Origin of the sequence: Agaribacter marinus, assembly GCF_030160655.1 — a bacterium.
GTDB lineage: Bacteria > Pseudomonadota > Gammaproteobacteria > Enterobacterales > Alteromonadaceae > Glaciecola > Glaciecola marina.
The window spans coordinates 1,619,807-1,640,474 of sequence record NZ_BSOT01000005.1 but is presented as its reverse complement, the minus strand read 5'-3'; the positions used below and the strand labels follow the sequence as shown (position 1 = coordinate 1,640,474).

Annotated in this window: 15 protein-coding genes and 1 tRNA gene; 10 read left to right on the top strand and 6 right to left on the bottom strand. The window is 41.7% G+C overall.

Going from position 1 to position 20,668, the window contains the following annotated elements:
* From lpxA to tilS, 6 genes are read left to right on the top strand one after another with little or no spacing between them, the layout of a single operon-like run.
* The gene (gene lpxA, locus QQK00_RS08805; RefSeq protein ID WP_284217103.1) at positions 1 to 771 is read left to right on the top strand and encodes an acyl-ACP--UDP-N-acetylglucosamine O-acyltransferase; all 771 of its coding nucleotides are present in this window, start codon (positions 1 to 3) and stop codon (positions 769 to 771) included.
* A 9-nt stretch (positions 772 to 780) separates the two neighbouring features.
* Positions 781 to 1,917 (top strand): lipid-A-disaccharide synthase, encoded by a 1,137-nt coding sequence (gene lpxB, locus QQK00_RS08800; RefSeq protein ID WP_284217102.1) that lies wholly within the window; start codon positions 781 to 783, stop codon positions 1,915 to 1,917.
* Positions 1,917 to 2,480, top strand: a complete 564-nt coding sequence (gene rnhB / locus QQK00_RS08795; RefSeq protein WP_284217101.1) for a ribonuclease HII — start codon at positions 1,917 to 1,919, stop codon at positions 2,478 to 2,480. The genes lpxB and rnhB overlap by 1 nt, the downstream gene beginning before the upstream one ends.
* A 22-nt stretch (positions 2,481 to 2,502) precedes the next feature.
* Positions 2,503 to 5,964 (top strand): DNA polymerase III subunit alpha, encoded by a 3,462-nt coding sequence (dnaE, locus tag QQK00_RS08790; protein WP_284217100.1) that lies wholly within the window; start codon positions 2,503 to 2,505, stop codon positions 5,962 to 5,964.
* 34 nt (positions 5,965 to 5,998) lie between these two features.
* Positions 5,999 to 6,955, top strand: a complete 957-nt coding sequence (accA, locus tag QQK00_RS08785; protein WP_284217099.1) for an acetyl-CoA carboxylase carboxyl transferase subunit alpha — start codon at positions 5,999 to 6,001, stop codon at positions 6,953 to 6,955.
* A gap of 25 nt (positions 6,956 to 6,980) precedes the next feature.
* Complete coding sequence (tilS, locus tag QQK00_RS08780) at positions 6,981 to 8,381, top strand: tRNA lysidine(34) synthetase TilS (protein WP_284217098.1); 1,401 nt, start codon at positions 6,981 to 6,983, stop codon at positions 8,379 to 8,381.
* 1 nt (position 8,382) lies between these two features.
* On the opposite strand, the gene QQK00_RS08775 is transcribed toward tilS, so the two are convergent.
* A complete protein-coding gene (locus tag QQK00_RS08775) occupies positions 8,383 to 9,285 on the bottom strand; it encodes a GGDEF domain-containing protein (RefSeq protein ID WP_284217097.1) in 903 nt (300 codons plus the stop codon).
* A gap of 216 nt (positions 9,286 to 9,501) precedes the next feature.
* Here QQK00_RS08775 and QQK00_RS08770 point away from each other — a divergent pair, with 216 nt between their 5' ends.
* Positions 9,502 to 11,466, top strand: a complete 1,965-nt coding sequence (locus QQK00_RS08770; protein ID WP_284217096.1) for a monovalent cation:proton antiporter family protein — start codon at positions 9,502 to 9,504, stop codon at positions 11,464 to 11,466.
* Positions 11,467 to 11,573: 107 nt separating this feature from the next.
* On the opposite strand, the gene QQK00_RS08765 is transcribed toward QQK00_RS08770, so the two are convergent.
* Both QQK00_RS08765 and QQK00_RS08760 read right to left on the bottom strand, forming a co-directional pair.
* A complete protein-coding gene (locus QQK00_RS08765; protein WP_284217095.1) occupies positions 11,574 to 11,771 on the bottom strand; it encodes a hypothetical protein in 198 nt (65 codons plus the stop codon).
* A gap of 121 nt (positions 11,772 to 11,892) precedes the next feature.
* The gene (locus QQK00_RS08760) at positions 11,893 to 12,129 is read right to left on the bottom strand and encodes a hypothetical protein (protein WP_284217094.1); all 237 of its coding nucleotides are present in this window, start codon (positions 12,127 to 12,129) and stop codon (positions 11,893 to 11,895) included.
* Positions 12,130 to 12,382: 253 nt separating this feature from the next.
* Here QQK00_RS08760 and tadA point away from each other — a divergent pair, with 253 nt between their 5' ends.
* Positions 12,383 to 12,868: a tRNA adenosine(34) deaminase TadA gene (gene tadA / locus QQK00_RS08755; protein WP_284217093.1), complete on the top strand. Its 486-nt coding sequence runs from the start codon at positions 12,383 to 12,385 to the stop codon at positions 12,866 to 12,868.
* Positions 12,869 to 13,314: 446 nt separating this feature from the next.
* On the opposite strand, the gene mltF is transcribed toward tadA, so the two are convergent.
* Positions 13,315 to 14,883 (bottom strand): membrane-bound lytic murein transglycosylase MltF, encoded by a 1,569-nt coding sequence (mltF, locus tag QQK00_RS08750; RefSeq protein ID WP_284217092.1) that lies wholly within the window; start codon positions 14,881 to 14,883, stop codon positions 13,315 to 13,317.
* Between the two features lie 163 nt (positions 14,884 to 15,046).
* On the opposite strand from mltF, the gene purL reads away from it, so the two are divergent.
* Together purL and QQK00_RS08740 are read left to right on the top strand one after the other, a co-directional pair.
* On the top strand, positions 15,047 to 18,931 hold the full coding sequence (gene purL, locus QQK00_RS08745; RefSeq protein WP_284217091.1) for a phosphoribosylformylglycinamidine synthase: 3,885 nt from the start codon (positions 15,047 to 15,049) through the stop codon (positions 18,929 to 18,931).
* A gap of 25 nt (positions 18,932 to 18,956) precedes the next feature.
* Positions 18,957 to 19,730, top strand: a complete 774-nt coding sequence (locus QQK00_RS08740; RefSeq protein ID WP_284217090.1) for a hypothetical protein — start codon at positions 18,957 to 18,959, stop codon at positions 19,728 to 19,730.
* Between the two features lie 57 nt (positions 19,731 to 19,787).
* On the opposite strand, the gene smrA is transcribed toward QQK00_RS08740, so the two are convergent.
* Together smrA and QQK00_RS08730 are read right to left on the bottom strand one after the other, a co-directional pair.
* Positions 19,788 to 20,369, bottom strand: a complete 582-nt coding sequence (smrA, locus tag QQK00_RS08735; protein WP_284217089.1) for a DNA endonuclease SmrA — start codon at positions 20,367 to 20,369, stop codon at positions 19,788 to 19,790.
* Positions 20,370 to 20,491: 122 nt separating this feature from the next.
* A tRNA-Arg gene (locus QQK00_RS08730) sits at positions 20,492 to 20,564 on the bottom strand.
* Positions 20,565 to 20,668: the final 104 nt, after the last annotated feature.

Sequence of the window (20,668 nt, the reverse complement as noted above, 5' to 3'; positions counted from 1 at the left end):
ATGATACACCCATCTTCAGTGATATCAGACAATGCAAAAATAGGCAAAGACGTAAAGATAGGTCCTTTTTGTTATATTGGTGACAATGTAGAAATTGGAGATGGATGTGTCCTTCGAAGCCATGTTGTTATTAATGGACATTCTAAAATAGGAAAGAACAACGAATTTTTTCAATTCTGTTCAGTTGGCGAAGACTGCCAAGATAAAAAGTATGCAGGAGAAGATACATACTTGGAAATTGGTGATGACAATATATTTAGAGAGTCTTGCACGATTCATAGAGGCACTACTCAAGACAACAGCGTAACCAAAATCGGTTCACGTAGTTTGTTCATGGTAAATACACACATTGCCCACGATTGTGTTATTGGCAATGATAACGTATTAGCAAATAACGCGACACTTGCTGGGCATGTGCATGTAGGTGACTTTGTTATTCTTGGTGGTATGACTGCAGTTCATCAGTTTTGTAAAATAGGTTCTCATGCGTTTACCGGTGGGGGAGCTATTCTGCTGAAAGACTTACCACCATACGTAATGTATAGCGGTACAAAGCATGTGCCTCAAGGAATTAACAACGAAGGTTTAAAACGCAGAGGCTTTTCCGCTCAGGCTGTATCGAATATCAAGCAGGCATATAAGACCATTTATCGCCAAAACAATACCCTAGAAGAAGCTGAATTACTGATTGCTGAAAAAGCAAAATCTAACGATGAATTAGTGGTAATTGCACAGTTTTTTAAAGACTCAACTCGCGGCATTGCCAGATAGTCGAATTATATGCCAAAGCCAATAAAAATAGGCGTGATTGCTGGCGAAGCATCTGGTGATGTACTTGGCGCAGGTATGCTTAAAGCAATTAAACGTCAATACCCGGATGCTATAATACAAGGTATTGGTGGTCAGCATATGAAAGCTCAGGGGGTGTCATCCTTAGATGACATGGACAAACTTTCGGTGATGGGCTTAGTTGAAGTCCTTAAACATCTTCCAGAACTACTTAAAATACGCCGTAAAGTGGTTAAACATTTTATTGATAACCCTCCTGACGTCTTTGTTGGCATTGATGCGCCAGATTTTAATCTACCGATCGAAAAGAAACTAAAACAAGCAGGCATAAAAACAGTCCATTATGTTAGTCCTACTGTTTGGGCTTGGCGTGAAGCGCGAATTCACAAAATTGCTAAGGCAACGAATTTGGTGCTTGGTATATTTCCTTTCGAACATCTATGTTATCAAAAATATGGTTATGCTTACGAGTATGTAGGTCATACTCTTGCAGAAGAGATCCCGCTCCAAGTTAATCAAGCGTCTTCAAGAGAGCGCCTGAATTTGCCTCAAAATGAGCACATACTGGCCTTGTTGCCTGGTTCACGACGAAAAGAAATAGCGTCGATGCTGGATATATTTTTAGATACTGCACAAGCTTATAACGCAGTGCAAAAGTGCCGCGTTATTATCCCAGCTGCAAATCAATCTTTACTTGATCAGATAAATGCAATCGTTAGCCGCAAACGACTAGACTATAGTGTCGATGTTCTAGATGGCGACGCAAGAGAGATTATGATCGCATCTGATATTGTCTTACTGACGTCCGGTACCGCGAGTTTAGAAGCCATGCTCTGTAAACGACCGATGGTAGTTGCCTATAAAATGTCGTCATTGACCTATAAAATGATGCAACGGCTATATATACCTGACTATTTTGCATTGCCGAATATTTTGGCCGACGAGTTGTTAGTACCAGAGCTTTTACAAGATGATGTTAATCCTCAGACCTTGTGCAAACATTTATTAGCGCAGCGTGAGGTCGATAAAAATACTTATATTCCAACCTTTGAACGGATTCACAATATACTAAGATGTAATGCTGATGAAAAATCTGCGCAAGCCGTGCTTAATTTGGCGCTTAATTAATGTTAATCGCCGGTGTAGATGAAGTTGGTCGGGGACCTCTCGTGGGGGATGTTGTTACTGCGGCAGTAATATTAGATCCAAATAGGCCTATTGAAGGCCTAGCTGATTCAAAAAAATTGAGTGAGAAAAAGCGAAATATACTCGCACCAATTATTCAGCGCGATGCACTCGCTTGGTCAATTGGCCGAGCATCACCTCTAGAAATTGATAAATTGAACATATTGCACGCGACTATGTTGGCCATGAAGAGAGCGGTAGAAGGGCTTTCGGTATGCCCCGATTTTGTGATAGTTGATGGCAATCGACTACCCAATTGGCCTTATAAGGCTAAGGCCGTTGTAAAGGGCGATGATAAGCATGCTGAAATTGCCGCTGCGTCGATTATAGCCAAGGTAGCGCGGGATCATGATATGATCGAACTAGACAAAAAACACCCTGAGTACGGATTTGCTCAACACAAAGGTTATCCAACGAAAATGCACTTAGAAGTACTTAGTGCACTTGGCCCTTTGACTGAATATAGAAAGAGCTTTAAACCTGTCCAGCTTGCATTAAAAGCCTAAAACATATGGAGAATAATAAGAAGTGACGGCTAGTTTTGTACATTTGCGTATCCATAGTGACTTCTCAATGGTTGATGGGCTAAATAAGGTCAATCCTATTTTAGACAAAGTTGCTGAGTCTGATATGCCCTCTTTAGCAATAACTGATCAAATGAACATGTGTGGTTTAGTGCGGTTTTATTCTGGAGCATATGGTCGAGGGATAAAACCTATAGTTGGATGCGATGTCAATTTACTCAATGCTGAGCTAGATAACCATGTTGGCAGTATGACGATGCTGGCAATGGATAATCAGGGCTACAAAAATATTACCTGCCTTATTTCAGACGCGTATTTACAAGGGCACGTTCTGCATCAGGTGGTGGCTCAAAAAGAATGGCTACCCAAATACTCTGCTGGGGTGATTGTCCTTTCTGGTGGGATGAATAGTGATCTAGGCGTTTTGCTCAGAGAAGAAAAGTATGAGCAGGCGAAGTCCTTAGCCTTGGAATATCAGAAGATTTATCCCGACCGATTTTATATTGAATTACATCGTACTGGGCACAATGGTGAAAACACCTATATACAGCAAGCTGTAACGTTAGCGTCAGAATTGAATCTTCCAGTGGTAGCGACAAATAACGTTCGTTTCCTCAAGCCGCAAGATTTTGAGGCACATGAGATTAGAACAGCTATTTCTGATGGCTTTACATTGGAAGACCCTCGGCGCCCAAAAAATTACACTGAGCAACAGTATTTGCGCAGCCAAGAAGAAATGGTTGAACTTTTTGACGATATACCAGAAGCAATAGAAAATACGCTTGAAATAGCGAAACGTTGTAATGTGGAACTGACCTTAGGCAAATATTTCTTGCCGCAGTTTCCTACGGGCGATATGAGCATTGAAGACTTTTTGGTTAAGGTGTCTCAAGAAGGCTTAGAGCGTCGCTTAAATAAACTTTTTCCGAGCGAAGAAGAAAAACAAAATAGGCGGCCTGAGTATGATGAACGTCTCCAAATTGAGTTAGAAGTCATTAACCAAATGGGCTTCCCTGGCTATTTCTTAATTGTTATGGAATTTATTCAGTGGAGTAAAGACAATAATATTCCAGTCGGGCCGGGCAGAGGCTCTGGTGCAGGCTCATTGGTAGCGTATGCACTTGATATTACTGACCTTGACCCATTGGAATTTGATTTACTCTTCGAGCGATTCTTAAACCCTGAACGGGTATCCATGCCAGATTTTGATATCGATTTTTGCATGGATCGTCGAGACGAAGTTATTGATCATGTCGCCGAAATGTACGGCCGAGATGCCGTTTCTCAAATCATTACATTTGGCACCATGGCTGCCAAAGCCGTTATTCGTGATGTTGGACGCGTATTAGGTCACCCTTATGGATTTGTAGACAGAATATCTAAACTTATTCCACCAGAGCCTGGGATGACGCTTAAAAAAGCGTTTGAGGCAGAACCTCGCTTACACGAAGCCTATGATAACGATGAGGAAGTTAAAGACCTCATTGATATGGCACGCATTCTCGAAGGTGTTACTCGAAATGCCGGTAAACATGCCGGTGGCGTGGTTATTTCTCCCACAACGATTACTGATTTTTCTCCGTTGTACTGTGATGATACTGGTGCAAACCCCGTGACTCAGTATGACAAAAATGATGTCGAAACGGCAGGGTTAGTGAAGTTTGATTTCTTGGGTTTACGTACCCTAACTATTATCCAGTGGGCAGTGGATATGGTTAAACAGGTACGCGGCGAAGAGATTGATATAACGGCGATTCCGTTAGAAGATAAAAAATCATTTAAGTCCTTAATGCGCGCCGAAACTACGGCGGTTTTCCAGCTGGAATCACGAGGCATGAAGGATTTGATTAAACGTCTTCAACCTGATTGTTTTGAAGATATCATTGCTCTCGTGGCTTTGTTTAGGCCAGGGCCTCTGCAATCTGGCATGGTTGATAACTTTATTGACAGAAAACATGGAAGAGAAGAGGTATCTTACCCAGATGCCACTTGGCAGCATGAATGCCTTAGGGAAATTTTAGAACCAACGTATGGCATTATTTTGTATCAAGAACAGGTAATGCAGATTGCGCAGGAAATGTCGGGTTATTCGCTTGGTGGTGCTGATTTACTTCGTCGTGCCATGGGTAAGAAAAAGCCGGAAGAAATGCAGAAGCAACGCTCTAGTTTTGAAAGTGGTGCAAAAGACAATAACATCGACCCAGAATTAGCCATGAAAATCTTTGACCTAGTAGAAAAATTTGCAGGTTATGGGTTTAACAAGTCGCATTCTGCTGCATATGCGTTGGTGTCGTATCAAACCTTATGGATGAAGGTACATTATCCCGCCGAATTTATGGCTGCGGTATTGTCAGCGGATATGGACAATACCGATAAGATAGTTACATTGATTGATGAATGTAATCGCATGGGTATTGATATTTTGCCGCCAGATTTAAATACGGGTGAATATAAATTTACAGTAAACCCGCAAGGGCAAATCGTTTATGGAATAGGCGCTATTAAAGGTGTTGGTGAAGGTCCAGTAGACGCCATAATAGACGCACGAAAAACAGAAGGCTTATTTACTGATCTCTTCGATTTTTGTGCAAAAGTAGACTTGAAAAAAATTAATAAACGCGTCATGGAAAAGTTAGTTTTGTCTGGCGCTATGGACAATTTGGGGCCTCATCGTGCAGCATTGATGGCGACCTTAAAAGATGCGCTCGATACAGCTGCACAGCACGCTAAGGCCGCGTTATCTGGACAAGGCGATTTATTTGGCACAGAAGTTAAAGGTGAAGAGCAAGTTGCCAGCGCCTTTAAAAATGTGCCGCCTTGGTCTGACCGCATTTGGTTGAATGGCGAGAAGGAAACCTTGGGCCTTTATTTAACGGGTCATCCTATTAATCAGTACTTAAAGGAAATACGCCATTATACTGATACAAAACTAGTGGATGTAAAACCCACGAATAAAGATAACCCGGTTAGCGTATTAGGGTTAGTTATCGGTGTTCGAGTGATGACTAACAAAAAGGGTCGACGATGGGCCTTAGTGACATTAGACGATAAATCGGCTCGTTTGGAAGCTCGTTTTTTCCCTGATGCATATGAGCAGTATGAAGATGTTTTGGTAACAGACAATTTGCTTTGGATTAGAGGACAGGTCAGCTTTGATGAGTACTCAGGCGGCAATACAATGTCTGGCTCAGAAGTGATGACGTTAGCAGAAGCAAGAAGTCGATATGCATCTCATTTAGAGTTATTTTTAAATACTTCAGATTGCACTGTGTCGTCAGTGGCTAAAATTCAGGATATACTACAGCAATATCGCGGCGGCAGCTGCCCCTTGCACATACAGGTAGAGCACCCTGATGTAGCCGTTGGGCTTTCTGCTGATGGTAGCTGGTACATTACGCCAGATGATGAACTTATAACAGACTTGGGGCTTGAGTTAGGGCATGAAAATGTCAACTTACGCTTTTAGTAAATAACAACAAATATTCAATTTGGGAATAATAATGGGGTTACATTTTTTAGATTTTGAGCAACCCATAGCAGAGCTTGAAGCCAAAATAGAAGAACTTCGACTTGTGAATCAAGGCGGAGAGTTTGATGTTGGTATCGAAGAAGAGATTACCAAGTTACGTGAAAAGAACGCGGAGTTAACGCGCAAGATTTTTTCTGGTTTAGGCGCATGGCAAATATCGCAAGTTGCTCGTCACCCGATGAGACCATACACGCAAGATTACATTAAGCACATGTTAACTGAGTTTGATGAGTTAGCAGGCGATCGCGCCTTTGCTGATGATAAGGCAATTGTCGGCGGTTTAGCAATGTTGGATGAAATACCGGTGATGATCATTGGTCATCAAAAAGGCCGTGATACTCAGGAAAAAATTAAACGCAATTTTGGTATGCCAAAACCGGAAGGTTACCGTAAAGCATTGCGCTTAATGAAGATGGCTGAACGTTTTAACTTGCCAATCGTTACCTTTATCGACACGCCGGGCGCATATCCTGGTGTTGGCGCAGAGGAACGTGGTCAAAGTGAAGCTATTGCAACAAATTTAAAAGTAATGGCTGAACTAAAAGTGCCAATTATCTGTACGGTCATCGGAGAAGGTGGCTCGGGTGGAGCGCTTGCCATTGGTGTCGGCGATAGGGTGAATATGTTGCAATATTCAACATACTCAGTGATATCACCTGAAGGTTGTGCGTCTATTTTATGGAAAAGCGCTGAAAAAGCATCGACTGCGGCTGAAGCGATGGGTGTAAGCGCGCCTAAAATTAAAGAACTCGGGTTAATTAACGCCATTATTGATGAGCCTTTAGGCGGTGCACATAGAGATCATGTCGCGATGGCCGCAAATTTAAAAGCGACTATCAAGCAACAACTTTCTCAGTTGTCTTCATTAAGCACAGAAACATTGATGCAAGAGCGATATGAGAGACTCATGTCTTTTGGTTACTGCTAAGTCCATATTAGGGATGGCATGAGACATGTCACCCCTATTTGAATCCTTTTCACAAAGCCTAGGTAAGGTATCTAACCTAGTCGTCGCTTTCAGTGGAGGCGTTGATTCAACTGTTTTACTTCATTTAGCTCAAAAATATAGGCAACTAAATCCATCTGTGCGTATTAGTGCTGTGCATATTAATCATCAAATAAGCACTAATTCGAGCACTTGGGCGCAGCATTGTAAAAACGTGTGTGACAACATGCGCATTCCCTTTGAATGCCATTCGGTCGATATTAAAGGCAATCTGCAGATGGGTGTAGAAGGTGCTGCGCGAAAAGCGCGCTATGATGCCTTATTGTCTAATTGCCCACATGGCGCAAGTATCTTGCTTGGACAACATAGTGATGATCAAGCTGAGACCTTTTTGTTGCAAACGGCAAGAGGCGCTGGGCCTAAAGGCCTAAGTGCCATGGGGCAGTATCATTCGCTTCAAGGAAAATCGCTCATTCGGCCGCTTTTAAACGTATCTCAGACCGATATTCTAGCGTATGCACAGACTCATCATTTGTCGTGGGTCGAAGATGAATCTAATCAAAATACTGATTTTGATCGCAACTATATTCGTAACGAAGTATTACCACGCATTCAAAAGAGATGGCCATCATTTTCTAGCTCAGTTGTTAAGAGTGCAAGAATGTGTGCATCAGAAATGCGTGTGCTAAATGAGTATATGGAACTCTTAAGCAAGGACTTGTTAGGCAAGAACAATATCTTGCTGTTAAGTCCCTTAGAAAAGCTCGCTAAGCACACGAAAGCAAGTTTTGTACGCTATTGGCTAGACATCCATAATGTATTAATGCCGTCGGAAAGAGTATTAGATGAAATCCTGAATATGCATGCCGCAAAAGATGACGCAAATCCTACTGTCGTTGTCGGCAAAGTGAAAATCAGACGATATATGCAAGCGCTTTATGTTGATACTGATGAGAACACTTGCGAGAACATTAGAGCGTCACAATGCCCTTTAATTGACATAGATGAGTCCGATAAGCGCGTGCGACTCGATAAGTTGTTTGTTGCGTCCGGTGAGTTTGCGTCACTACATATAAGTTTGCAGCAAACGGGTGAAAATGTCATATCAACTAACGCGTTTAGCGCAAGTGACGTTACGTCGATAAAAATAGCCTTTGGAAAGTTAACCGAACGTTTTAAGCCGTATGCCAATCGCCCAGCAAAAAAAATCAAGTCTTGGTGCAAGGAATGGGAGATTCCACCATGGCAACGAAAGCGACTGGCGTTAATATTCGCTGATGACTCTCTTATAGGTATGGTTAACAACAACGCTACTATTATTTGGTCCTCAGAAAGATCAATAGATCAAAGTAAATCGCTTTTTATTGCAGAGTTATCAATCGTCAATCAGAGTACCGACACAAACTAGTTTATGCAGCAATGATGTTATTCTTACCAGTATGCTTAGCCTTGTATAATGCGGTGTCCGCGCGTTCAAAAATGCTCTGAGGTGTATCTTTTATCAAAAATGATGTAGCGCCTACGCTGCAAGATACAGCATGCTCTTTGAACAAGGTATGATTGTTTACCGACTGTGTGATTCGCTGCGCCACCATGGTATTTGCGCTTGGACTGCTGTCAGTTAATAAGCAGCAGAACTCATCACCACCAAACCTAAATGCGTGGTCAGTATCTCGTAATCCCTTAATCAGTAACTTAGCAAATTCAGTTAATACATGGTCACCTTCTTGATGACCATATTTATCATTTACAGACTTAAAGTTATCTAAATCAAATACTAGCAAACCAAAGCTTTCATGATTCCTATTGCACATGCTAATTAATTTAGACACAGATTCGTTATAGCTTGCACGGTTACCTAAGCCAGTTAACATATCTTTTGTGGCTAACTGACTAATACGGTAGTACTCCAGAGCATGACGTAAGCTCATCGCAAAAATACCGTGAATTTCCGATAAAAGCTTGCGTTGGACGGGCGTCAGTACTTTGCTAAATGAGTATGCTAGTTGCGCATGCTGTGGAGTACCAAAAGGGTGACCATAATAAATAGATATTTTCATGATACGAGAACGAAGCTTAGATTTACCCGTCCGTAATACTTGGTCAGCAAAACTTAATTTGAGCGATGTACAAGGTAATTTTTCCGATAATATTAAAAAATAATCGTTTGTTAGTTCTTCTAAGTCAATGGAAGATAACATCGTTCTCATGATGTTTGCCGATTCAGACATTGTTAATACTGGCATATCTGCAGATTCATGCACAACTGATGCTATAGTATTCTCTTCGGGTGACATAAGACTAATTTCCATCAATGACTCCAACTATGTAATGTCATAAAATCGACGTTTTGGTATTTGCCGCTGGAATACTTTACTATCTGTATGCTAGCAACAAAGGGTGTCGGTTTTCTGTCTATTTAGCGACAGGCGTATTGTATAGTTAGCTGTAAAGCATAAAGTATGCCCATTCTTTAATCGTGGCTTAAGTCGGAAATATAATGATGGTTTTCTAAAGGGAATACGCGCTTGAATCAGACCTTTGTTAGTATCTTAGTGCTTATGATTATATCCACCGGACTTATCTGGATATTTAAACGTTTAAGTCTCCCGCCGATACTGGCTTATCTGGTCGCTGGTATCCTAATTGGGCCTGAACTACTCAATTTTTTCAGCAACAATATTGATGCAATGCATTTGGCTGGCGAAGTAGGTATTGTTTTTTTATTGTTTACATTAGGTTTGGAATTTTCATTAGCGAAAATGCTTGCCATGCGACACCTCGTGTTTGGTGTAGGTGCTGGTCAAATGCTGCTAACGACTACTTTTTTTGCCGCTATTGCCATGTTCTTGGGGCAAAATATTTCCGCTGCAATCGTCATGGGGGCTATGCTAGCACTATCTTCGACGGCCATCGTTATAAAAACAATTAATGAGCAAGGTAGGTTAAACACTAGCCGTTCGCAACTTGCGATTAGTGTATTGCTCTTTCAGGATGTGGCAGTCGTTCCATTCTTGATTGTAATTCCCTTGCTCGCGAGCTCGGGCGATACCTCTATCACAATAGCTATATTACTTGCGCTACTGAAGGGGGTTGTTGTTATTGCGGTCTTACTTGCGGCGGGTAGATGGCTCTTACCCCGGTTATTCAACGAAATTGCCAGTGCGAAGACTGATGAGCTGTTTGTGCAAACTACTATAGTTGTCGCGCTGTTAGCCGCGGGGGTAACATATGCCGCGGGTCTATCGATGGCCTTAGGCGCTTTTCTTGCTGGTATGATGCTAAGCGAATCACAATACCGACATCAAATCGAAGCTGACATAAGGCCATTTAGAGATATTTTGATGGGCTTATTTTTCATTACTGTCGGTATGCAAGTAAATTTAACGGTAGTGACGCAAAATTGGCATTGGATACTTTTGTGTTTGCTTATAATCATTGTGGTGAAAGTACTTTTAGTGAAAGCAGCCGCTTATTTTTACCACGCTAATAAGGCGGATGCTTGGGCGGCGGGTGTCAAATTAGCACAAATTGGTGAGTTTAGTTTTGTGCTTGCTGCACTAGCGTTTGAGAACGGTGTCATTAGTGAATACTTATCAAGCATGCTGATCAGTATAGGCTTAGTTAGTATGGCGATTACGCCTTGGTTAATTGATAAAAGCGACTGGCTTGCCATGAAGCTGACGATGCAGGTTGAACCCAATGTAGAGCCCATATTTACTGCTCATGGCAACAAACCCAATGTGTTGATTTTAGGTTATGGCAGGGTAGGTCAGTCTATTGGCAGGATGCTAAAACTCGAAGGCTTGGGTTATAGCGTCATTGATAGTGACCCAGTTAGGGTGCATGAGACTCGTGCTGCCGGTGAGAGCATCTTCTTTGGTGATGCTGGTAACAAAGCCATTTTGGAAAAAGCACACATTCATGATGTTTCACTTACCATTGTGACTTTTGACGAACATACAAAGGCTATTTCGGTCATTAGCGCCATTAAACATCTCAATGCCGACATGCAGGTGATAGTAAGAACGAGAAAAGATTACAATGCGAAAGCACTATATGATGCTGGAGCCTTGCAAGTTGTGCCTGAGGTCCAAGAAGGCAGCTTAATGTTGATTTCGCAGGTCTTACACTACTCTGGTTTACCTATGTCACGAATACTAAAACGTATCCGGAATGAGCGTAAAAAAGGGTATGTGCATATGCATGGCTTTTTTCCTGGGGAAACAACTGAAATCACCTTTGATAGTAAAGATAAGTTGGAATTTAAACATGCTGTTGTTATTGCGGAAGGCGCATACGCAGTAGGGAAGCAATTGCATATGTTAGATATCGTTAAAAAACGGGTTCAGGTAGTTTCACTTCGACGCGACAATCAAGATTTTGATAATCCTAGTATGGCCACTGTATTGGCTGAAAATGACGTTCTTATTATTTCAGGTAAGCCTAGGCGGGTTGAAAGGGTTGAAAAACATATTCTAGATGGCAGCTAAGCGAGTTTAGCTCTGCAGTACAATTTTATTAACCCTGCAAAAAAGCCCTTTAAATGTAAAAGGGCTCTGAAAGTTTACCTAGTTTGGTATATTAACACTTCGTTGTATTAGGCGTATTTGGGTTGCTTTAGGGGCGCAAGTAACAAATAAAATATCCACGCAAACCAAAAGACGAAAATGGTCAGTATTAGCCAAGCAAGTTTTTCACCGCCTCTCGTTCTATGGGATGCTGCAATAGCGACAATAGGTACCAGCCAAATGATAAAAAGAAAAAGGCCACCAACAATTAATGCGATAATTTCCATTGTATTCTCCAAATAGACCCTTAGGTCGAGTGTTAAAACCGTGAGTGAAAAAATGCCTAGGTAAAAATAATTCAAAAGTTAAACCTTTAAACCTAGGCGTATCGTTTGCGCGGGAGAGCGTCTATTTTTTTAAATTTTCGAATTCTTTATTAAGCGAGTACTTTTCGTCAGTGACGATTTTTTCAAGTACCGCAATTCTTTCACTCATATTTGCTAGTTGTTCTTCAATCTTTATTGATTCGTCGTCCATACGTTGCTTAAACAGTTTTTCCTTTTTCCCTGAAGTTTGACCGCCTCTAAATATACTGACTAATGCCCAACAAATAATTGCGACGACTGCCACTGTGGTCCCACTCATGAATATCTCCTAGTTATGTTTTTAGTAATTTAAGCAGAGAGTTTACACTTTGACTATCGGTCATTTGTCTTATTAAGGCCTGATTACAAGTCAAATAATGTGCTTGAAATAGTATTAGCAAATGGCTTGCCAGTATTCAAGCTTTTGTTTTTATTGACTTTTATTATGTTTAGTCAAATTATAATTAGAAAGTTGTGGTTTAAAAAACTAAAAAATGGATAATTTGACTAAACATTAGTGAAGGTTGTTTTACATGAATCATGAATATTTTATGGCGCAGGCAATTCAGCAGGCAAAGCTAGCTGAAGAAAAAAATGAGGTGCCTGTCGGTGCTGTGGTAGTTAGTGACGGTAAAATCATAGGCAAAGGTCATAACTTGAGTATTACTGCACACGACCCATCAGCTCATGCAGAAATGCTTGCTATTCGTGCGGCGGGAAAAGAATTATCAAATTATCGTTTGGTTGACGCCACGTTATATGTCACCTTGGAACCGTGCCCAATGTGTGCGGGTTTACTTGTACATAGTCGTATTAAAACACTGGTGTTTGGCGCATCAGACCTAAAAACAGGCGCGTGTGGCAGTATCATGGATCTAACTAACCATGCGTTATTAAATCACAATATCTCGGTTATTGGTGGTGTACTTGGTGAAACGTGCAGTGCGTTAGTGTCCGATTTTTTCGCCCGGCGAAGAGCGGAAAAGAAAGCATTCAAAAATCGAAACACTGAATTGTGAGTTAGAATACTTCTTGAAAATCTGCCTCAGTCTCATTTAAGGTGTATTGCTTTCTTCTTAATAACACCCGTTGGTGAACCTTTTTTAACATCATTCGTCGTTTGCTGTTACTTTTAAATAATTTTTGTCGTTTCATTTGTTTCTCTATTCTTTTATTTTTAGGCTTTTCGTCAATATTGTCTTTTTCAAACTAAGTTACGCAAAATATGCAAAGTTTACTGTCATATATTTTTACAGCTGGCTAGTTACTTCCCGTATTACAAGACCAAGCGTTTGATACCTTTATTGCGCACTAGTTCAAATAAAACAGTATTCTATTAGTGGCGATGCTCGTTTCTTGAATCTCTGCAGAAAACAAACGCATTACTTGTATATGCATAATATAAGCAATTATTGAACCAGAAATGTGACACTTAGGTTTCAGATTTATGAAGTTTTGATAGCGGTTACAACGGCCCCGCATGGCTATCGTTTACGCCGTTATCGTTTACGCCATTGTCATCTGAATTTGACTGATCTGCATTTAAATCAGCGGAAGCGTTATCGAGTATATCACGTACGCTATTGTCAGTCTCTGAGTTATTTGACTCAGATGCCTCGTCTTTGTCGATAGGTTCGTTCACTTCTGGCAAACTTGTTTGTGATTCAAGCCAAACTAAACTGTCGTAATAGCGTCTTATGTTTTCAACATAATTAACCGCTTCATTGCCTCGTGCGTAACCGTACCTTGTATGTTTGTAGTACTTCTTTTGACGCAGCAAAGGCAGATGTTTTTTTACATCAATCCACAAGTCCGGGTTGTACCCTAGCGCTTCTGTAATTCGCCTTGCATCTTCTAAGTGACCCAAGCCAACATTGTATGCTGCCATCGCCATCCACAATCGGTCTGGTTCTTGGATTCTTGCAGGAATACGGCGGAGTAAGCTTGCAAAGTATCTGGCGCCACCACTGATGCTTTGTTCAGCATCAATGCGCGACTCAATACCCATATCTTTTGCCGTCGCTCGAGTTAACATCATCATACCACGCACGCCGGTGGGAGACACCGCTTTGGGATTCCAGTGGCTTTCTTGATAGGCCATCGCAGCCAGTAAACGCCAGTCAATGTCTGCCGCATACGCTTCAAACATGCTTCGATATTTAGGTAGTTTTTTGTCAACGGCGCGCATAAACGCACGTGTATCCACGAAATCAAATTGCCTTACATGCCCAAAATATTTGTCTTCTAATGCCGACAGGGCGCCACTGCTTTTGATGGTGCCAAAGTATTCTAACAATGCCGCACGCAGTGAATCGTCGGTGTCTTTGTTCAGCATCCAAGCAATTTGCAGGGTATCGGTTAATGAAAAACCAATGCCTAAATTTGGAAAGCGTCGCCTTGCGATGTTGAGAATGTTGGCGTCAGAGACGGTGTAGTCGAGTTCACCATTTGATACCATCTCTAATAACTCTTCAATGTCTTTTTCATTGGTCTCTTGCCAATTAATAGTCGCAACCGCGTCATTATTTTGCAGTGGTTCGCGATAAAAATCGTTGGCAACGATTGTGAGATTACCATCTAATTGAGAAAAATCTCGTGGACGGTTTTCCCCTTTTTTGTATACGAGTTCAAAATTTGTATGTTGGTAGGCAGGACCAAATTTGTATTGTGCCTTGCGTTGTTCTGTAATAGTGACATTGGCTGCAATTAAGTCAATGCGCCCGACATCGAGTTGATCGGTAAGTTGGGCATATGAATAATAGGGGTAGACTTCTAATTTCACGCCTAGGTATTCGGCGAAACCTAAAGATAACTCATATTCGAAGCCTTCGGCAGAGGTAGCGCCATTAAAGTAAGACGTACTACTGTATATACTGCCAACTTTAAGCACCCCGTCATTTAAAATGCGAGATAATGTCGAGCCATATTTGTAGTCCGCGCAGCTTATTAATATTGGGAAGCAAAAAGCGACGTATAGCAGCTTATATGACGTAAAGTTTACACATTTTTTATAGTGGCGCGCAATTATACGCATAGTTGCAAAGTGACTCCGTTGTGTCTCGCAAAGTTGATATTGGCAAAAAACAAATAAATACGCAAACATAGCTTATCAAAACCTATCATTTCCACTATAATCCGCAGCACTTTTGACCCGTAGCACGCGCTAGTGTGCCCCTCGTATTTTCGGACTTTTTGACATGCTCGTACTGTTTGGATCTTCTGCTTTATCTTCGTTTAATCAATCAAAATTGTTGGCTCAGTTAAAATCAAGAGGCGTAGACATTGCGGGTATCTCTGCTCGTTATGTGCATGTTGTAGCGCATGATGCTGACTTAACGCTCGATGAACAAGCCACATTAGATAATTTGCTAACATATGGGCCTTCTATTGACACGCTCGAAGATTATCCACAAAGTCTAGTTATTGTGCCAAGAGCAGGCACTATTTCGCCATGGTCAAGTAAGGCAAGCAATATCGCGAAAAATTGTGGTTTACATCAAGTCAGCCGCATTGAGCGTGGTGTGGTTTATAGTTTCCCCGAGGTAACAGTAGCACAGCGTGCAATCATCGCTGAACTGGTTCATGACAGAATGACACAAGCTGTCTTAGATTCGGTAGAGCAAGCTAGCAAGCTGTTTCAACAGACAGACGCAAAAGCGTTGAGTGCAGTTGATATTCTGAATCAAGGTAAAGAAGCGCTGGTGAGCGCTAATATCGAACTTGGTCTCGCATTAGCGGATGACGAAATTGACTATTTGGTTGACAATTTTAAAGCCTTGGAACGCAATCCAAATGACATCGAACTCTATATGTTCGCACAGGCAAACTCTGAGCACTGCCGCCACAAAATATTTAATGCTGATTGGACGATAGACGGTAAAGAACAGCCTAAATCACTGTTCAAAATGATCAAAAATACCTTCGAGATAACCCCCGAATATGTGTTTTCAGCATACAAAGACAACGCAGCTGTTATGGAAGGTTGGCGAGCTGGGCGTTTTTTCCCAAATAGCGAATCTAATCAATATAGCTATCACCATGAAGATATTGATATTTTGATGAAAGTCGAGACGCATAATCATCCAACCGCAATTTCTCCTTTTCCGGGGGCTGCGACAGGGTCAGGTGGAGAGATTCGGGATGAGGGGGCGACCGGTATTGGCTCTAAACCTAAAGCGGGTTTGGTTGGTTTTAGTGTGTCAAATTTGAAATTGCCCAACCAAGTCCAACCTTGGGAAACAGATTTTGGTAAACCTGAACGTATTGTAAGTGCGCTCGATATTATGACCTATGGCCCTCTAGGTGGTGCAGCATTTAACAACGAGTTTGGTCGCCCGGCAATTTTAGGTTATTTCAGAACGTATGAGCAAAAAGTAAATAGTTTTAATGGTGAAGAAATTCGCGGTTATCACAAACCTATCATGTTGGCTGGAGGTTTAGGTAATATTCGCCGTGAACATATCGAAAAAGGCGTTATTACTGAAGGCGCCAAATTGATTGCGTTGGGTGGGCCTGCTATGAACATTGGCTTAGGCGGAGGTGCCGCATCTTCAGTGACCTCAGGGCAGAGCAATCAAGACTTAGATTTTGCGTCAGTTCAGCGTGAAAACCCTGAAATGGAGCGACGTTGTCAGGAAGTTATCGACAAATGTTGGCAGATGGGAGAAAACAATCCTATTCAATTTATTCATGATGTTGGTGCTGGTGGTTTATCCAATGCGTTTCCTGAGTTGGTAAATGATGGCGGTATGGGCGCGATATTCGAACTTAGAAACGTACATAGTGATGAGGCGGGCATGTCGCCTTTAGAAATTTGGTGTAACGAGTCGCAAGAGCGCTATGTATTATCGGTTTCTCCTGAAAATTTAGCCTTATTTACTGATATTTGTGAACGAGAAAGGGCGCCATTTGCAGTGGTTGGTCATGCAACTAAAGAACAACACCTTACGGTTAGCGACAAACTCTTTGGCAATAAGCCGGTCGATTTACCCTTAGATGTACTGCTCGGTAAGCCACCTAAAATGCACAGAGATGTTACATCCTCCAGTGCAGCAGGTGATACTTTTAACTTTGATAGCGTTGATGTTGTTGACGCCGCAGAACGTTTAATGCAACTCCCCACTATTGCTGAAAAAACGTTTTTGGTGACCATTGGTGACCGCACTGTTACTGGTATGGTGTCTCGCGACCAAATGGTTGGACCATGGCAAGTGCCTGTGGCAGATGTTGGCGTAACGACAACAGCCTTTGACACATACACTGGTGAAGCCATGGCAATGGGTGAAAGAACGCCTATCGCGCTTTTAAACCATGGTGCGTCTGCGCGTATGGCCGTGGCTGAGTCATTAACAAATATTGCAGCGTCAAATATTGGTGATATTAAACGTATTAAGTTATCTGCGAATTGGATGGCTGCTGCCGGTCACGAAGGTGAGGATGCTGGCTTATACGAAGCGGTAAAGGCAATCGGTGAAGAATTGTGCCCTGCATTGGGACTGGCTATTCCCGTAGGTAAAGACTCTATGTCTATGAAAACCACATGGAATGACAATGGTGAAGACAAGTCTGTAATTGCACCATTGTCGTTGGTCATTACTAGCTTTGCTGCGGTTAAAGATGTGCGTAAAACACTAACGCCAGAGTTGAAAACAAAAGTCGGGCGTACTCGATTGCTCTTTATTGACGGTGCAAATGGTCAACAACGAATGGGCGCTAGTTGTTTAGCGCAAGTATTCAATCAATTAGGCAATGAAGTGCCTGATGTCGATTCTCCTGAGTGCTTATTGGCCTTTTTTAATGGCGTACAAACAGCTAATGAAAATGGTCTTTTATTGGCTTATCATGACCGCTCTGATGGTGGATTATTTACAACACTTGTTGAAATGGCGTTTGCAGGAAAAACAGGTATTGAAGTTGATATTTCTGCATTAGGTGATTCTGCAATTAATAGCTTATACAATGAAGAAATTGGCGCAGTGGTGCAGGTTGCGGAAGAAAACGTACAAGCACTTATCGACGTTTTTGATGATGCTGGACTAAGCAACGCTATTTATGATGTGGGCTCGTTAAATAACAACGATCGCGTGATTGTGTCGCACAACGGCCAAAAGCTTATCGACAATACTCGAGTGCATTATCGGACGCTTTGGGCATCGACTACTTTTGCTATGCAATCACTTCGTGATAATCCGGCATGTGCGAAACAAGAACACAAGGCTAAATTTGACATCAACGATCCAGGTTTACATGCTTCATTAAACTTTGATATCAATGAGGACGTAGCTGCGCCTTATATTATTAAAGGTCACAAACCAAAGATCGCTATTTTGAGAGAGCAGGGCGTTAACTCTCATGTTGAAATGGCGGCTGCATTTCATCGAGCGGGCTTTGAAGCCATAGATGTGCACATGAGTGACTTATCTCATGGGCGACAAGACCTAAGTGACTTTGAAGCCTTAGTTGCATGCGGTGGTTTTTCATACGGCGATGTATTAGGTGCTGGTGAAGGTTGGGCAAAATCAATTCTTTATCAAGAGAAAGTAAAAACACAGTTTGCTGAATTCTTTGCTCGTAAAAATACGATAAGCTTGGGCGTATGTAATGGTTGTCAGATGATGTCTAACCTTAAAAACCTTATCCCTGGCGCTGAAAATTGGCCACACTTTGTAAATAATGTGTCCGAGCGCTTTGAAGCAAGAGTGGCGATGGTTGAAGTTGGCAAATCTAACTCAGCGTTCTTTGAAGGGATGCAAGGCTCGAGAATGCCAATTGCGGTATCACATGGTGAAGGCAGGGCAGAGTTTGCTCATCAATCTGCGGCGCAGACGCTAATAGATAGTAATCAAGTTGCACTTCAATATGTTAATAATTACGGCAATGTGACTGAACAGTATCCTGCTAACCCCAACGGTTCTCCATTAGGTATTACAGGCTTAACCAGTAAGGATGGCCGTGCAACTATCATGATGCCACACCCTGAGCGAGTATTTCGCACTGTATCAAATTCGTGGCGTGCGGATGAATGGCAAGAAGATAGCCCATGGATGAGAATATTTAGAAATGCAAGCAAAGCGCTGGCGTAAACAATTAGTAAAAGGACATATTTTGATGAATGTACGTGTAGCGCTAGCGTTTGTGGTTTGTATATTAGTTTCATCTCCTAGTTGGGCACTTGACTTGACCTTGCCACTTCAACAAGAACTTGACGCTTATATCGAGGGGCTGAATAACAAAACGGGAAATGAGCTAGCCGAGCACTTAGGTAAAATTACGAGTTCTGGTTTAAGCGATGATACGCTTTTTGACAATGTCAGAGCCTTGTTAAATAGTAAGCATCAGGCCTTAATGGGGATTGCTAGTAAAGATAAAATTATTATACATCAGGTAGTTACTATGCTTCGTACGCTCGCGTCGTCGGGCAATAAGGAGTACGTTAGTACATTAACTAAAGTAATGTCTGAAAGTAAGAATAGGGCCGTCAGAAATAGAGCCAAGCACGTCATTACTAAAATTGATTTTTATCGAGACCGAAATAAGATAATGCAAGACTTGTCTCAGCATGTCGATGGGCAGAGCTTGCACACAACACGCATCTTAAATCTACTGAAGCACGAAAATCTTATTATGAGTCGTTTCGCTGCTGAAGAACTTGTGCGAGAAGGTAAGGCCGATACTGTAGTTCAAGAATGGCTTGCCCAACGACTTGCAAGCAGAGTGCATCAGTTAGACGATAAATTGGAGATTGATACATTTGCTTGGTACGCCAAAGTGTTGGGTACTGTGAATAAAGCAAAATACGCTGATTTACTGAAAGGGTTAATAAATGATAAGTCGGTGGATTACAAAATACGGCGTCATGCAAAGAAAATTCTTAAGTCCTGAACATAAGGCTTGAAATGCATAGCATGGAGGCAAATTTGAAAAAGCGATAAACCTTAATTATCGCTTTTGATGCATTTCCCGATTAATAAGTTTTTGGTTCGGGTGTTTTTTTAGTAGCACATAAACCGAGCCAAGGCCGCCGTGTTGTTTAAGTGCGGTATGAAAGGCTATGACAGCGTTCATTTCCCGTAACCACTGATTCACATAACTCTTAAGGAAGCCTTTAAATGGTTTACTATTTAGTCCAATACCGTGGTCAATGAGAATTGCACGTATGCCACGCTCATGACACTCTGTCACCGTTTGATAAATACTGAGTCGAGCGTCGTCGAAAGATAAATGCTTGAGCACCAAGCGGCTATCGATTTGATACTTTCCCAAGCGCAGGTTTTTGAACACTCCTTCCTGGATACCATCTTTTTTATATGCGATGAAATCTAAAGGGTCAATTGGATTGACGTATTCGATACTCAATCCATTATCATCTAGTGCAATACGTCTTTCTATTGACTCTCGCTTTAATTGTTGTGCTAATGAGGGAGTATCTCTCTGTATGACAGAAATTTTGTTCTGATTCTGGAGTGGTTTTACATCTGCCATCGCTTCAAAAAAATTCAAGTCTTGCGCGTTATTTTTCATCAGACTTCTCCAATATTAACTACGAATAAGTGCTTTAAAATCGAGACCTAACAAGTGAAAATAATTTGTGGGGTACGCGCAAATACTTTAACCATTACTTAGCGCATAACTTATACAGCATACCGGCCCTGAGGGACTCGAACCCCCATTTGAACCTTAGGAGGGATCCGTTCTATCCGGTTGAACTAAGGGCCGCCTGATTACCTTTATATTTTGCTCTAAAGTTCACTTAAAAACAAGTTAAGTGTCATGTTGATATAGGTTATTTAAGCAAACGCCATTAGCAATAAATCGTTGTA

What these genes read in the sequence shown, in the direction of transcription:
- smrA (WP_284217089.1), bottom strand. Translation starts at nt 20,369, where the DNA reads ATGAAAAATAACGCGCAAGACTTGAATTTTTTTGAAGCGATGGCAGAT.
- mltF (WP_284217092.1), bottom strand. Translation starts at nt 14,883, where the DNA reads ATGCGTATAATTGCGCGCCACTATAAAAAATGTGTAAACTTTACGTCA.
- QQK00_RS08775 (WP_284217097.1), bottom strand. Translation starts at nt 9,285, where the DNA reads ATGGAAATTAGTCTTATGTCACCCGAAGAGAATACTATAGCATCAGTT.
- rnhB (WP_284217101.1), top strand. Translation starts at nt 1,917, where the DNA reads ATGTTAATCGCCGGTGTAGATGAAGTTGGTCGGGGACCTCTCGTGGGG.
- lpxB (WP_284217102.1), top strand. Translation starts at nt 781, where the DNA reads ATGCCAAAGCCAATAAAAATAGGCGTGATTGCTGGCGAAGCATCTGGT.
- QQK00_RS08760 (WP_284217094.1), bottom strand. Translation starts at nt 12,129, where the DNA reads ATGAGTGGGACCACAGTGGCAGTCGTCGCAATTATTTGTTGGGCATTA.
- purL (WP_284217091.1), top strand. Translation starts at nt 15,047, where the DNA reads ATGCTCGTACTGTTTGGATCTTCTGCTTTATCTTCGTTTAATCAATCA.
- tilS (WP_284217098.1), top strand. Translation starts at nt 6,981, where the DNA reads ATGTCACCCCTATTTGAATCCTTTTCACAAAGCCTAGGTAAGGTATCT.
- QQK00_RS08740 (WP_284217090.1), top strand. Translation starts at nt 18,957, where the DNA reads ATGAATGTACGTGTAGCGCTAGCGTTTGTGGTTTGTATATTAGTTTCA.
- accA (WP_284217099.1), top strand. Translation starts at nt 5,999, where the DNA reads ATGGGGTTACATTTTTTAGATTTTGAGCAACCCATAGCAGAGCTTGAA.
- lpxA (WP_284217103.1), top strand. Translation starts at nt 1, where the DNA reads ATGATACACCCATCTTCAGTGATATCAGACAATGCAAAAATAGGCAAA.
- QQK00_RS08765 (WP_284217095.1), bottom strand. Translation starts at nt 11,771, where the DNA reads ATGGAAATTATCGCATTAATTGTTGGTGGCCTTTTTCTTTTTATCATT.
- tadA (WP_284217093.1), top strand. Translation starts at nt 12,383, where the DNA reads ATGAATCATGAATATTTTATGGCGCAGGCAATTCAGCAGGCAAAGCTA.